At 69.0% G+C, this 13,043-nt stretch carries 13 protein-coding genes and 1 pseudogene; 10 read left to right on the top strand and 4 right to left on the bottom strand.

What is annotated here, in order from left to right; translation table 11 throughout:
- Positions 1-290: 290 nt before the first annotated feature.
- Complete coding sequence (locus OHA88_RS22675) at positions 291-419, top strand: hypothetical protein (RefSeq protein WP_328626843.1); 129 nt, start codon at positions 291-293, stop codon at positions 417-419.
- A gap of 372 nt (positions 420-791) precedes the next feature.
- Here the strand turns inward: OHA88_RS22675 and OHA88_RS22670 are convergent, their stop codons facing one another.
- Complete coding sequence (locus OHA88_RS22670; protein WP_328626842.1) at positions 792-968, bottom strand: hypothetical protein; 177 nt, start codon at positions 966-968, stop codon at positions 792-794.
- A 182-nt stretch (positions 969-1,150) separates the two neighbouring features.
- On the opposite strand from OHA88_RS22670, the pseudogene OHA88_RS22665 reads away from it, so the two are divergent.
- Positions 1,151-1,714: pseudogene (locus OHA88_RS22665) on the top strand (tyrosine-type recombinase/integrase); the annotation flags it as partial.
- A gap of 80 nt (positions 1,715-1,794) precedes the next feature.
- On the opposite strand, the gene OHA88_RS22660 reads toward OHA88_RS22665, so the two are convergent.
- Complete coding sequence (locus OHA88_RS22660) at positions 1,795-2,556, bottom strand: phosphoglyceromutase (protein WP_326628486.1); 762 nt, start codon at positions 2,554-2,556, stop codon at positions 1,795-1,797.
- Positions 2,557-2,751: 195 nt separating this feature from the next.
- Between OHA88_RS22660 and OHA88_RS22655 the strand changes: the two genes are divergently transcribed.
- A complete protein-coding gene (locus tag OHA88_RS22655) occupies positions 2,752-4,062 on the top strand; it encodes an MDR family MFS transporter (RefSeq protein WP_328626841.1) in 1,311 nt (436 codons plus the stop codon).
- A gap of 548 nt (positions 4,063-4,610) precedes the next feature.
- Here OHA88_RS22655 and phoU read toward each other — a convergent pair.
- A complete protein-coding gene (gene phoU / locus OHA88_RS22650; RefSeq protein ID WP_267003557.1) occupies positions 4,611-5,288 on the bottom strand; it encodes a phosphate signaling complex protein PhoU in 678 nt (225 codons plus the stop codon).
- A 194-nt stretch (positions 5,289-5,482) separates the two neighbouring features.
- On the opposite strand from phoU, the gene OHA88_RS22645 reads away from it, so the two are divergent.
- Together OHA88_RS22645 and OHA88_RS22640 are read left to right on the top strand one after the other, a co-directional pair.
- Positions 5,483-6,757 (top strand): sensor histidine kinase, encoded by a 1,275-nt coding sequence (locus tag OHA88_RS22645; RefSeq protein ID WP_328626840.1) that lies wholly within the window; start codon positions 5,483-5,485, stop codon positions 6,755-6,757.
- Complete coding sequence (locus OHA88_RS22640) at positions 6,754-7,434, top strand: response regulator transcription factor (RefSeq protein ID WP_030977814.1); 681 nt, start codon at positions 6,754-6,756, stop codon at positions 7,432-7,434. Before OHA88_RS22645 ends, OHA88_RS22640 begins: the two co-directional genes overlap by 4 nt.
- A gap of 70 nt (positions 7,435-7,504) precedes the next feature.
- Here OHA88_RS22640 and OHA88_RS22635 read toward each other — a convergent pair whose 3' ends face one another.
- The gene (locus OHA88_RS22635) at positions 7,505-8,215 is read right to left on the bottom strand and encodes a DUF461 domain-containing protein (RefSeq protein ID WP_328626839.1); all 711 of its coding nucleotides are present in this window, start codon (positions 8,213-8,215) and stop codon (positions 7,505-7,507) included.
- Between the two features lie 597 nt (positions 8,216-8,812).
- Here OHA88_RS22635 and OHA88_RS22630 point away from each other — a divergent pair.
- From OHA88_RS22630 to cysS, 5 genes are all read left to right on the top strand, one after another.
- Positions 8,813-9,295 carry a CarD family transcriptional regulator gene (locus OHA88_RS22630; protein ID WP_006380568.1) on the top strand — a complete coding sequence of 161 codons (483 nt, stop codon included), beginning with the start codon at positions 8,813-8,815 and terminating at the stop codon, positions 9,293-9,295.
- A gap of 299 nt (positions 9,296-9,594) precedes the next feature.
- A complete protein-coding gene (gene ispD / locus OHA88_RS22625; RefSeq protein WP_326628481.1) occupies positions 9,595-10,341 on the top strand; it encodes a 2-C-methyl-D-erythritol 4-phosphate cytidylyltransferase in 747 nt (248 codons plus the stop codon).
- Positions 10,331-10,828, top strand: a complete 498-nt coding sequence (ispF, locus tag OHA88_RS22620) for a 2-C-methyl-D-erythritol 2,4-cyclodiphosphate synthase (RefSeq protein ID WP_267003548.1) — start codon at positions 10,331-10,333, stop codon at positions 10,826-10,828. Before ispD ends, ispF begins: the two co-directional genes overlap by 11 nt.
- Positions 10,829-11,069: 241 nt before the next feature.
- Positions 11,070-11,474, top strand: coding sequence for a PPOX class F420-dependent oxidoreductase (locus OHA88_RS22615; protein ID WP_267003546.1), 405 nt, complete (start codon positions 11,070-11,072; stop codon positions 11,472-11,474).
- Between the two features lie 91 nt (positions 11,475-11,565).
- Positions 11,566-12,969 (top strand): cysteine--tRNA ligase, encoded by a 1,404-nt coding sequence (cysS, locus tag OHA88_RS22610; protein WP_326605032.1) that lies wholly within the window; start codon positions 11,566-11,568, stop codon positions 12,967-12,969.
- Positions 12,970-13,043 lie beyond the last annotated feature (74 nt).

Below are 13,043 nucleotides of genomic sequence, written 5' to 3'. Positions count from 1 at the left end.
TTCCTCAGGGGATGCGATACAGCCGAGTGCCACGTTCAAGGACACGATGGCGCGCGCCGGCCACTCCTCGGAGCGGGCCGCGGTGATGTATCAGCACTCGGATCTTGAGCGGCAGAGGAATTCAGCGTTGGTCGTCGTTGAGCACCCTCCGACAGCCCTGAGACGGCCCGGGCCGGTCATGAGCCAGGGCGCCTGGTGTGCTCAGCCCGCATGCCGCTACAGACCGCGGAGTGCCTCGTACAGATCGTCGTAGGCTGACCAACAGTCGATGCTGCCGTCGTCGTACGCCAGTGATCAGCGACTCCGACACCCGGCAGTGGGGCAACCTGACCGGCGGCGCGATTCTGCTGGCCGGCCTCATCGTGATGATGGTGGGCCAGTTCACGGGTGGCAATCGGCAGGGCAGCGGCACCCCCTAACGGCGCCCCGACCCATGCACGTACTTCAACGGGAAGGTGATCCACGAGGACACCATCCTCGTCGGGCGGGGCCAGTGAAGCCCCAGTTCGGAAGACGCCGTACGCGGATAGCGGCTGACCTGGCAACTCGCTGACCTGGGCTGAGGCCTGTTCGGTGCCGCTGTTCCCCGTGAGTCCCCGCTGCGTCCCGTCGGACCGGGCACGCAACGGGCACGGCTGCCGTTGTCAGATCGCCCCTCGATGCGAACTACGGGCGGGAGGGTCGCGGAGGTCTGCGGGCCTGGTGGGTCAGCGTTTGAGGATCCAGGGCGTTCATAGCGGGTCGGCGTGGTTGCTGTACTCCGATGCTGTACAGCAGTTTGACGCGCTGGCTCAGCGTGCGTCTGCACCTTTCCCCTGCTCGGCTACGGCTGCGGCAAGGGCCAAGATCGCCTCGACCTGGGCGGCCGCGAGGGCTCTTTCGTATTGACGCTTCTTGGCCGCAGACTTCGCATCAACCAATTGGAGTATTTCGCGGGCGTTTTGAGCGTGGGTGGCGTAGTCAGCCATGAGACCTCCCCTGTCGGTGGTACGCACCATAACGATCACGCGAGGTCGGTGGAGTCTCAATGGCTCAGCCAATCCAGCGGGGCGCCGTCCATGAGTTGAGGACGGCGCCCCTGTCGTACAGAGGCTTTGAGGTGCAGCCTCATCCTTATCAGGTCGATCACGGGGGTCTGTCAACGTCGACCGTCTCCGTGGATGCGATCGACTTCGAGTCGGACACGCTGCACGTCGGCCAGCAGCTCAAGCTCAGTCGCAGCAAACCGGTCTTCGCACCGCCCAAGGGCGGCAAACTTCGGGACGTCCCGCTCCCGGCCCCTGTCGCCGCCTCCCTGCGGGCCCATATGAAGCGTTTCCCGCCCGCCGAGGTCACTTTGCCGTGGAAGACCGCGGACGGGCCGCTCGTGACCAAGCACCTGATCTTCTTCGGTCCGCGCGGTGGTCACGTCTGGCGTACCTCCCTCAACGACGAAGCGTGGAAGCCGTCGTTGGCCGCTGCCGGCATCATCCCGGTCCCGGAACGGGGCAAGCCGTACGCCGAGTCGCGGGAGAACGGAATGCATGCTCTGCGCCACTTCTACGCCTCGGTGCTTCTGGACGCGGGAGAGAACGTCAAGGCACTCGCGGAGTACCTCGGCCACTCTGACCCTGGGCTGACGCTTCGCGTGTACGCGCACCTGATGCCCTCCAGTCAGGAGCGCACGCGGTCGGCTGTGGCCGCCATCTTCGAGACGGCCCAATCAAGCACCTGACGGCCCAGCGACGGCCCCAGGGCAGCAAACAGCCCCCTACTCGCGGAGAAACCGCAGGTAGGGGGCTTTCTTTCGGCCTACTACTTCTTCTTGCCCTGGTTCTTCACGGCCTCGATGGCGGCCGCTGCCGCGTCCGGGTCGAGGTACGTGCCGCCCGGCTTCAGGGGGCGGAAGTCGGCGTCCAGCTCGTAGGCGAGCGGGATGCCGGTCGGGATGTTCAGGCCCGTGATGTCGGCGTCGGAGATGCCGTCGAGGTGCTTGACCAGGCCGCGGAGGCTGTTGCCGTGGGCGGCGACCAGGACCGTGCGGCCGGTCAGCAGGTCCGGGACGATGTCGTCGTACCAGTACGGCAGCATGCGCTCGACGACGTCCTTGAGGCACTCGGTCCGCGGGCGCAGCTCGCTCGGGATCGTGGCGTAGCGCGGGTCGTCGCTCTGCGAGAACTCGGTGCCGTCCTCGAGGGCCGGCGGCGGGGTGTCGTACGAGCGGCGCCAGAGCATGAACTGCTCCTGGCCGAACTCGGCGAGCGTCTGCGCCTTGTCCTTGCCCTGGAGGGCGCCGTAGTGGCGCTCGTTCAGCCGCCAGGAGCGGTGGACCGGGATCCAGTGGCGGTCCGCGGCCTCCAGCGCGAGCTGGGCGGTGCGGATGGCGCGCTTCTGGAGGGAGGTGTGCAGGACATCGGGGAGCAGACCGGCGTCCTTGAGCAGCTCACCGCCGCGGACTGCCTCCTTCTCGCCCTTCTCGGTGAGGTTGACGTCCACCCAACCGGTGAACAGGTTCTTCGCGTTCCATTCGCTCTCGCCGTGGCGGAGGAGGATCAGCTTGTACGGTGCGTCGGCCATGCGCCTGAGCGTAATCGAAGCCCCGGGGCCCTCGCTCCCCCGGTCACAGGGCGGACAGCGCAAGGGGGCGGCCGGGGACGATTGACGGCGCGCGTCAATCGAGTGGCGGTCCGGAACCCCTGCTTCGTAATGTTCGGACTGCAGTCGGGACACTTACCGGCCGCATCCGTTCCGTACGTCCCTGGGGGAACCCGTATGTCTGTCGCCGGTCTCAGACGGGCCGCACACGAGACCGTCTCCGGTCTCCCCAGAGAGTTCTGGTGGCTGTGGACCAGCACCCTGGTCAACCGGCTCGGGGCGTTCGTCGCCACGTTCATGGCGCTCTACCTGACCCTGGACCGCGGCTACTCCGCCTCGTACGCGGGTCTGGTCGCCGCGCTGCACGGACTGGGCGGGGTCGTCTCCTCGCTCGGTGCCGGGGTGATGACCGACCGGCTCGGACGCCGGCCCACCATGCTGATCGCGCAGAGCTCGACCGCCGTGTCGGTGGCCGTGCTCGGCTTCATGGTCCACCCGGTCGCGATCGCCGCCGTCGCCTTTGTCGTCGGTATGGCCAGCAACGCGTCGCGGCCCGCCGTGCAGGCGATGATGGCCGACATCGTCCGCCCCGAGGACCGGGTGCGGGCGTTCTCCTTGAACTACTGGGCGGTCAACCTCGGCTTCGCGGTCTCCTCCGCCGGCGCCGGGTTCATCGCCGAGTACAGCTATCTCGCCGGGTTCATGGTCGAGGCCGCGATGACGCTGTTCTGCGCGGTCGTCGTCTTCCTGAAGGTGCCGGAGTCCCGGCCGCAGAAGGCGCCCGCGGCGGTCGGCGGCACGCTGCCGACCGAGCCCGAAGTCCGGCTCTCCACGGTGCTGCGCGACGGCCGGTTCATGAGCGTCGTCGGGCTGTCGTTCGTGGTGGCGCTGATCTTCCAGCAGGGGTACGTGGGGCTGCCGGTCGCGATGGGCACGGACGGGCTCTCCAGCTCCGACTTCGGCACCGCCATCGCCGTCAACGGTGTGATGATCGTGGCACTCCAGATCCCGGTCGGCCGCTTCATCCAGCACCGCGACCCGCGCCGGCTGCTGATCGTGTCGTCGCTGCTGGCGGGGTACGGATTCGGGCTCACCGCGTTCGCCGGATCGGTCGCCGTGTACGCGCTGACGATCTGTGTCTGGACGATCGGCGAGATCATCAACGCACCGGTCCAGAGCAACCTGTTCGTCCGCCTCTCCCCGGGCCACGGCCGGGGCCGCTACCAGGGCATGTACACGATGTCGTGGTCGGCGGCCGCGCTGGTCGCCCCACTGATGTCCGGTCTGGTGATCGACCACTACGGGGCGAAGTGGCTGTGGGGGATGTGCGGGGTGCTGGGGACCGTGGCGGCGCTCGGGTACTGGATGCTCATGCGTGGGCTTCCGCCGGAGGAGAAGGCGACCGAGGTGATGGCGGTGACGGCTGCGGAGGCCGAACCGGACACGGCCTCGGGTGCGCCGAAGGGCGTGGTCGAGCCGGCGGTCTGACCGGCAATGGGGGGCGGGTGCGGGTGTGCTCGCCCCCGCACGGCGTTCGCTACGCGGTGGCGGCCGGCCCGCGCGGTGCGGCCCGCCGGTCGGGGACCGGTGCCGCTTCGCCCCGGCGGGCCCACAGGAGGTACACCGGTGTCGTCACCGCCGCCTGAAACGGCATGGACCGGCGCCCCGCGCGGAGTTCCGCGCGGGGCGCCGTCTGCACGCATGCGTCCGGTCAGTCGCAGCTAGCCGCCGCACTGGCACGGGGCGCCCGACTGGCAGCCGCACCCGCAGCCCGAGCCGCAGCCACAGGCGCCGAGCACCGTCAGGTGGACCACTTCAGCGGGTGTCTCCTGCTGTGGGTCGGTCGTGGGGGAGTCAGCCATCGTTCCTCCTCAAGGACGTACATCCAGGCGTACGACAGGGTCGTACGACCGACGACGCCGTACGACCGGGGCGTACGACGTCGGCGTGCCGCCCCATCCCATTGCATGCCCAGTCGGACCCGTATGTGAACGGCGCACCGACGGCGCACAAGCGCAGAAGCCGCCCGGTCTTCGCTACGCGCCCTCGACCGGGGTCGGCGTCTGCAGGTCATCGGCGTGCTCGCCCGTGACCAGGTAGACGACCCGCTTGGCGACCGACACCGCGTGGTCGGCGAAGCGCTCGTAGTAACGGCCGAGCAGCGTGACGTCGACGGCCGTCTCGATGCCGTGCTTCCAGCGGTCGTCCATCAGGTGCTGGAACAGCGTGCGGTGCAGCAGGTCCATCTCGTCGTCGTCCTGCTCCAGCTGGAGCGCCAGGTCGACATCCTTCGTGATGATCACCTCGGCCGCCTTGGCCATCAGCCGCTGCGCCAGCTGCCCCATCTCCAGAATGGTGGCGTGCAGGTCGTGCGGCACCGCCGACTCCGGGAAGCGCAGCCGGGTCAGCTTGGCGACGTGCTGGGCGAGGTCGCCCGAGCGCTCCAGATCGGCGCTCATCCGCAGCGAGGTGACCACGATCCGCAGGTCGGTCGCTACGGGCTGCTGGCGCGCGAGCAGGGCGATCGCCCTCGCCTCCAGGTCGTGCTGGAGGTCGTCGACCTTCTGGTCCGCGGCGATCACGCTCTCCGCGAGCTTGAGATCGGCGTCGAGCATGGACGTCGTCGCCCGCCCGATCGCCGACCCGACGAGCCGGGCCATTTCGACGAGGCCTTCGCCGATCGAGTCGAGTTCCTCGTGGTAAGCGTCGCGCATGGAAGTCCTCTCCAGTCCTCACTAAGGCCGGGGCCAGTCTGAACCCCACGCTCTCACCCTGCGTGGCGTACGCGTCCGGATCCGGCCGACCAAGTGAACCAACCCTTGCCCCTCGGTGAACTCTGGGCGACGAGTGTTCGAGTAGGCACCCGGACGGCTGGGAGAGAGGGGTCGCACCCGCTTAACCTTTAGGTATGGACGTGAACGCGGCGGTCGCCGCAGCTGCAGCGATCGCCGGGTTGTGTACCGGTGTGATCGCCATGCTGGCGTTCCGCTGGAGCGAGCGCGACCAGAAGAAGCCGACGCGCACGTCCCTGCGGCCCGACAGCAACGGGGCACTGCCCCCCGGAGTCGACACGGTCCTCTCCGTGCTCTCGTCCTCCGCGGTCGTGCTCGACGAGAGCGACAGTGTCGTCAAGGCCAGCTCCGCCGCGTATGCGCTGGGCCTGGTCAGGGGCGGCCGGCTGGCCGTCGAGCCGATGTTGCACATGGCCAGGGACACCCGCCGGGACGGTGAGATACGGCAGGTCGAACTGGACCTCCCGCGGCGCGGTACGGGCCGTGGCGAGGCCCTCGCGGTCTCCGCCCGGGTCGCCCCGCTGGGCTCCCGGCTGGTGCTCCTGCTGGTCGAGGACCTCACCGAGGCGCGCCGTATCGAAGCGGTGCGACGCGACTTCGTCGCCAACGTCAGCCATGAGCTCAAGACCCCGGTCGGTGCGCTCTCGCTGCTCTCCGAGGCCGTCATGGACGCCTCCGACGACCCGGAGGCGGTGGAGCGGTTCGCGGGCAGGATGCAGATCGAGGCGACCCGGCTGACCAACCTCGTACAGGAACTGATCGACCTCTCCCGGGTGCAGAACGACGACCCGCTGGAGGACGCCGAGCCGGTCCGGGTGGACGAACTGGTCGCCGAGGCCATCGACCGCTGCCGCCAGCAGGCCGGAACGAAACAGATCACCATGGCCGCAGGGGGCACCGCGGAGCTCCGCATCTGGGGCAACCGCGGCCAGCTCGCCGCGGCACTCGGCAATCTCGTCGAGAACGCCGTCAACTACAGCCCCGCCCGCACCCGCGTCGGCATCGCCGCGAGGCGCCTGGCCGTACCGGGTGGGGACCAGATCGAGATCGCCGTGACCGACCAGGGCATCGGCATCTCGGAGAAGGACCGCGAGCGGGTCTTCGAACGCTTCTACCGCGTCGACCCGGCCCGCTCACGGGCCACCGGTGGCACCGGTCTCGGCCTCGCCATCGTCAAGCATGTGGCCGCCTCGCACGGCGGGGAGGTCACCGTGTGGAGCTCGGAGGGCCAGGGCTCCACCTTCACCCTGCGGCTGCCCGAAGCGGGTTCCGTACGGGACCGAGACCGTGCATCCGGCGGATCGCTCATCGTCAACGGTGACGACGGGACCTACCGGACCGCCAACCCCGACTCCCTTGAAACATTCCCTGCCCCGGAGGTCCTTCCGTGACCCGAGTGCTTGTCGTCGAGGATGAGGAATCCTTCAGCGACGCCCTGTCCTACATGCTTCGCAAGGAAGGCTTCGAGGTCGCCATCGCGGCCACCGGCCCGGACGGGCTCGACGAGTTCGAGCGCAACGGCGCCGACCTCGTCCTCCTCGACCTGATGCTGCCGGGCCTGCCCGGTACCGAGGTCTGCCGCCAGCTGCGCAGCAGGTCCAACGTCCCCGTGATCATGGTCACGGCCAAGGACAGCGAGATCGACAAGGTCGTCGGCCTGGAAATAGGAGCCGACGACTATGTGACCAAGCCGTTCTCCTCGCGGGAGCTCGTCGCCCGCATCCGCGCGGTGCTGCGCCGCCGCGGCGAGCCGGAGGAGGTCACGCCGGCCGCCCTGGAGGCGGGTCCGGTCCGGATGGACGTGGACCGTCACGTCGTCACGGTCTCCGGCGGCAAGGTCGACCTCCCGCTCAAGGAGTTCGACCTGCTGGAGATGCTGCTGCGCAACGCGGGCCGGGTGCTCACCCGGATGCAGCTGATCGACCGCGTCTGGGGCGCGGACTACGTGGGCGACACCAAGACCCTCGACGTCCACGTCAAGCGCCTGCGCGCCAAGATCGAGCCGGACCCGGGGGCGCCGCGCTTCCTGGTCACGGTGCGAGGCCTGGGGTACAAGTTCGAGCCGTAAACCGGCCACCACGCACACATGACGCAGGCGCCCCCCGTCCGGGAGGCGCCTGCGTCATGCATGTGTCACGTCAGTCGGTCGACGTGTCCGTCGACACCGACGCGGAGGCCGCGTCGGTCGGGGTGGTCTCGTTCTCGCTGCCCGCGGCGCCCGTCCCGTCGTCCGGGGCGTTCTCGCTGCCCGCGGCGCCCGCCTCCTCGGACGGCGCGCCCGGGGTCTCGGACGCGGCCGGCGAGGCGGCCGGCGTCTTTGCCGGTGCCACCGGCAGCGAGCTCGGGCCGAAGCCCTTGAAGAAGCTGGTGGCCGGGACGACGAACGCGCCGAGCGGGACGTCGCCGGTCTCGCTGAACTTGAAGACGACCGCCTGCACGTTGCCGGTCTGCGCGGCCTCGCGGCCGTTCTCGATCACGGCGGACGCGTTGCCCTCACCGCCCAGGACGACCCTGCCGCCGGCCGGGACGACGACCGGTCCCGCGCCCTCGGCGGCGTGCAGCTGCACCGAGACGTCGGAGCCCGGCAGGGTGATGGCGTCGAGCGTCTGGCGCTTGGTGCCGTTGTTGAACACCGTCGCCGCGATGACGGCCGGACCCTCGGCGCCGTGCTCCGGCTGGGTGATGACGTTCGCGTTCTGGATCTTGATGTCACCGAGGGTGGTGGCAGCGTTGTCCGGCTTGATCTCGAGCGTTTGCGCGTCATTGCCGGCACCACACGCGGAAAGTGCGCCGATCGAGATCACGATGGCGGCGGCGGCAAGGGCGCCGCGTCGAAGGCTGCGGCTCACGGCTGCGGCAACTCCTTGAACGTACGACTTCACGGACGGAGGGGCGAGCGGCGTAAAGCCGCCCTAAGGGTGTGTCAGCGGCCTTAGGTTACCGAGCCGCCGTCCCCGCCCCGCACCCGACCCGCCCCTACTGCCCCGGGCATCACCACCGGAGCCCTCACCGGGTCCCCGCCACGGCCCCCGCCTCGCGATTTGCAGGCCGTTCACATAACGGGCTTGATCAATTCTCCGGACCTTGGCGCATTCCTTGCACATAATCTCCGCAGTGGCCGGGCGGTGATCAATTTCATTGGCCATCGGCACTTAGGTCCGTACGGGTGATCGATCTCCGAACGGAGTAGGGAAAGTCCGCCATCTGGAATCCGGCAAACCGGGACGTTCAACCACTTTGGAGTGGGTTCGAGGATACGTAACGTGCGCGTTTCGCCTCCCCCGTACAGCCGCTCCGACCTGCGAATACCGTCTCCCGGAAGCCTTCCGCAGCACGTTCGTGTTGCTGTTGTCAAGCCCCGAGATATGCCCTGACCTGCGAAAACGCCATTCAGGAGAAGCCGTTCTCGTGTTACTCTGGATAGCCACGGAAGGGGTACCTGTCACATGACGTTCAAGGTTGGCGACACCGTGGTCTATCCCCATCACGGGGCCGCGCTGATCGAGGCTATCGAAACTCGCCAGATCAAAGGCGTGGACAAGACCTACTTGGTGCTCAAGGTCGCCCAGGGCGACTTGACGGTTCGTGTGCCGGCGGACAATGCGGAGTTCGTGGGCGTGCGCGACGTGGTCGGGCAGGAGGGGCTGGACCGGGTCTTCGAGGTGCTGCGCGCGCCGTACGCCGAAGAGCCGACGAACTGGTCCCGGCGCTACAAGGCAAATCTCGAGAAGCTCGCCTCCGGCGATGTCATCAAGGTCGCCGAAGTAGTGCGCGACCTGTGGCGTCGTGAGCGCGAGCGTGGACTCTCCGCAGGTGAGAAGCGCATGCTCGCCAAGGCTCGGCAGATCCTGGTGAGTGAGCTCGCTCTCGCGGAGAACACGAACGAAGACAAGGCCGAGGCTCTGCTCGACGAGGTCCTCGCGTCCTGACCCGGATCGCACCGGTCGTTAATAAATGTGCCGCGGTGCCCGCTGACCAGCCGTATTCACGGTGTGTCGTCGGGCGCTGCGGCATGTCCGGAATCGGTCCGGACCACCTCGTCGATACCTTTCGATATCTTGCTTGCGATCTTGCACAGCCGACCCCGAGTGGCCGATGCGGCTGCCCCGACCCCGACCGGGGATCACGGAAAGGGTCCCGGTCGAGTCAAGCGTCGCGCCCGGCTCGCTTGTGGCCATACCCATGTCGGCCGTGGAAACAAACATGCTGATGCTTCGGAGTGCAACCGATGTCTGATCAATCGCGTCCGTACCGCACCGCCGCGGTGATTCCCGCCGCCGGTCGCGGCGTTCGGCTCGGCCCGGGCGCCCCCAAGGCGCTCCGCGCGCTGAGCGGGACGCCCATGCTCATCCACGCGGTACGGGCCATGGCGGCGTCCCGGTCCGTCTCCCTGGTGGTGGTGGTCGCACCACCGGACGGCGCGCCCGAGGTCAAGAACCTGCTGGACGAACACGCCCTGCCCGAACGCACCGACTACGTCGTCGTGCCGGGCGGAGAAACCCGCCAGGAATCGGTCGGGCTCGGCCTCGACGCCCTGCCCGAGGACATCTCCGTCGTCCTCGTCCACGACGCGGCCCGCCCGCTGGTGCCCGTCGACACCGTGGACGCGGTGATCGAGGCCGTACGGGACGGGGCGCCCGCCGTCGTACCCGCACTGCCGCTCGCCGACACCGTCAAGGAGGTCGAGCCCGGCGCGCCCGGCGAGCCGGAACCGGTGCTCGGCACACCCGTACGGGCCAGGCTGCGCGCCGTGCAGACCCCGCAGGGCTTCGACCGGGACACCCTGGTCCGCGCCCACGCGACGGTCGCCGTCGACGGCGAGGGCGCGACCGACGACGCGGGGATGGTCGAACAGCTCGGGGCGCCCGTCGTGGTCGTACCCGGGCACGAAGAGGCATTCAAGGTGACCCGGCCGCTGGATCTGGTGCTGGCCGAGGCGGTTCTCGCGCGCAGGAGGGCGAACGATGGGTTCTGAGCACGCACCGGTGATTCCGCAGGTCGGCATCGGCACGGACATCCACGCCTTCGAGGAGGGCCGCGAGCTGTGGTGCGCGGGCCTGCTCTGGGAGGGCGAGGGCCCCGGCCTCGCCGGCCACTCCGACGCCGACGTCGTCGCCCACGCCGCCTGCAACGCGCTCTTCTCCGCGGCCGGTCTCGGTGACCTGGGCCAACACTTCGGCACGGGGCGCCCCGAATGGTCGGGCGCGGCGGGTGTCACCCTGCTGGCGGAGGCGGCACGGATCGTCCGGGCCGAGGGGTTCGAGATCGGGAACGTCGCGGTCCAGGTCATCGGCGTACGGCCGAAGATCGGCAAGCGGCGCGACGAGGCGCAGAAGGTGCTGTCGGCGGCGGTCGGCGCCCCCGTCTCGCTGTCGGCCGCCACATCGGACGGCCTCGGCTTCACGGGCCGCGCGGAGGGCCTCGCGGGGCTCGCGACGGCCCTGGTCTACCGGACGGGCTGACGCCGCACCCGGTCGGGCGCCGCCGCGCCCGATGGGTGGCGGGCGGCGCCCCTCCGGGGGTCTCCTCGGAACCGGCACGGAAACCGGCAACGAGGACGAACCCGCCACGTGCGCCAGTACCTGCGGGAACAAGGGGCAGCCACCTTCCGGGTGGGCGGTGCGGGAAGCCGGGGCGGCGTTGCCCGGTCGGGGTACGTGTAGGAGCACTGCACACACTCCCGTCTCCAGGAGGACGTACGCCATGACCGCCGAACTCTCCGAAGAGCTCAGGTCCCTTCTCGACACCCCCGTCTTCGTGACCGTCGCCACCATCCAGCCCGACGGCAGCCCCCAGCTGTCCCCTGTCTGGGTGAAGAGGGACGGCAACGACGTCCTCTTCTCGACGACCCGCGGCCGCCGCAAGGAGGAGAACCTGAGCCGCGACCCGCGCGTCTCCGTCGTTGTCCAGCCGTTCGCCGCCCCGTACACCTACGCCGAGATCCGCGGCGTCGCCGCTCTCACCACCGAGGGCGGCGACGAACTCATCGACGAACTGTCCGTGAAGTACACCGGGAAGAAGTACGCGGAATTCAACCCCGCCTCCGGCGACGACGACGAGCGTGTCGTCGTCCGGATCACCCCGGAGAAGATCGTCGGGCGTATCTGAGGACCCGTTCAGGGATCGTCCCTGTCACAAGTTGCCCTCGCGATCCCCAATGGGTCGCGGGGCACTGGTGCGGGCCCACTACCCTTGAGGGGTGACTATTCGCCTGTACGACACCAGCGCCCGGCAGATCCGTGACTTCGTCCCGCTCGCAGCGGGCTGTGTCTCGATCTACCTCTGTGGCGCGACTGTCCAGGCCGCCCCGCACATCGGGCACATCCGGTCCGGTCTGAACTTCGACATCATGCGCCGCTGGTTCGAGTACCGCGGCTACGACGTCACGTTCATCCGGAACGTCACCGACATCGACGACAAGATCATCAACAAGTCGGCCGAGCAGGGCCGACCCTGGTGGTCGATCGGCTACGAGAACGAGCGTGCGTTCAACGCCGGCTACGACGCCCTCGGCTGCCTCCCGCCCACCTACGAACCGCGCGCGACCGGCCACATCACCGAGATGATCGAGATGATGCGCGGCCTCATCGAGCGCGGTCACGCCTACGAGGCCGACGGCAACGTCTACTTCGACGTGCGGTCGTTCCCCGGCTATCTGGAGCTCTCCAACCAGGACCTGGACGATCTGCGTCAGCCGTCCGGCGACGGCGAGACCGGCAAGCGCGACCAGCGCGACTTCGCGATGTGGAAGGTCGCCAAGGACGGCGAGCCGAGCTGGGAGACCCCGTGGGGCCGCGGCCGGCCCGGCTGGCACCTGGAGTGCTCCGCCATGGCGCACAAGTACCTCGGCACCGCCTTCGACATCCACGGCGGCGGCATCGACCTGATCTTCCCGCACCACGAGAACGAGATCGCCCAGGCCAAGGCCTACGGCGACGAGTTCGCGAAGTACTGGGTGCACAACGGCTGGGTCACCATGTCCGGCGAGAAGATGTCGAAGTCGCTCGGCAACTCCGTGCTGGTCAGCGAGATGGTCAAGGCATGGCGCCCCATCGTGCTGCGCTACTACCTCGGCACCCCGCACTACCGGTCGATGATCGAGTACAGCGAGGAGGCACTGCGCGAGGCCGAGTCCGCGTTCGCGCGGATCGAGGGCTTCGTGCAGCGCGTCATCGAGAAGGCGGGCGGCGAGGTCGCGGCCGCCGCCGAGGTGCCGCCCGCGTTCGCCGAGGCGATGGACGACGACCTGGGCGTCCCGCAGGCGCTCGCGATCATCCACACCACGGTCCGGCAGGGCAACTCCGCTCTCGCCGCCGACGACAAGGAAGCGGCCGTCGCAAGGCTCGCGGAGGTACGGGCCATGCTCGGCGTCCTCGGCCTCGACCCGCTCGACCCGCACTGGGCGGGCGAGGGCGACCGCGGCGAGGACCTGCACGGGGTCGTCGACACGCTCGTACGGCTCGTCCTGGACCAGCGTCAGTCGGCCCGCGACCGCAAGGACTGGCCCGCCGCCGACGCGATCCGCGACCAGCTCAACCAGTCGGGCCTCGTCATCGAGGACAGCCCGACCGGCCCACGATGGACGCTCGGCCCGCGCCAGTAGTCCTCACCGTGTGCCGCCCGGCGATCCGGGCGGCACACTTTCATTACGTACGCACGTCTGAAGCAACGAAACAG

The organism is Streptomyces sp. NBC_00353, from assembly GCF_036108815.1.
Classification (GTDB): Bacteria; Actinomycetota; Actinomycetes; order Streptomycetales; family Streptomycetaceae; genus Streptomyces.
Note: the sequence above shows the minus strand (reverse complement) of the source record. Positions and strands in the feature narration are given on the sequence as shown.

Coding starts and splice junctions, on each gene's coding strand:
- OHA88_RS22660 (WP_326628486.1), bottom strand. CDS start 2,556: ATGGCCGACGCACCGTACAAGCTGATCCTCCTCCGCCACGGCGAGAGC.
- ispF (WP_267003548.1), top strand. CDS start 10,331: ATGGGTTCTGAGCACGCACCGGTGATTCCGCAGGTCGGCATCGGCACG.
- OHA88_RS22670 (WP_328626842.1), bottom strand. CDS start 968: ATGGCTGACTACGCCACCCACGCTCAAAACGCCCGCGAAATACTCCAA.
- ispD (WP_326628481.1), top strand. CDS start 9,595: ATGTCTGATCAATCGCGTCCGTACCGCACCGCCGCGGTGATTCCCGCC.
- OHA88_RS22615 (WP_267003546.1), top strand. CDS start 11,070: ATGACCGCCGAACTCTCCGAAGAGCTCAGGTCCCTTCTCGACACCCCC.
- OHA88_RS22655 (WP_328626841.1), top strand. CDS start 2,752: ATGTCTGTCGCCGGTCTCAGACGGGCCGCACACGAGACCGTCTCCGGT.
- phoU (WP_267003557.1), bottom strand. CDS start 5,288: ATGCGCGACGCTTACCACGAGGAACTCGACTCGATCGGCGAAGGCCTC.
- OHA88_RS22630 (WP_006380568.1), top strand. CDS start 8,813: ATGACGTTCAAGGTTGGCGACACCGTGGTCTATCCCCATCACGGGGCC.
- OHA88_RS22645 (WP_328626840.1), top strand. CDS start 5,483: ATGGACGTGAACGCGGCGGTCGCCGCAGCTGCAGCGATCGCCGGGTTG.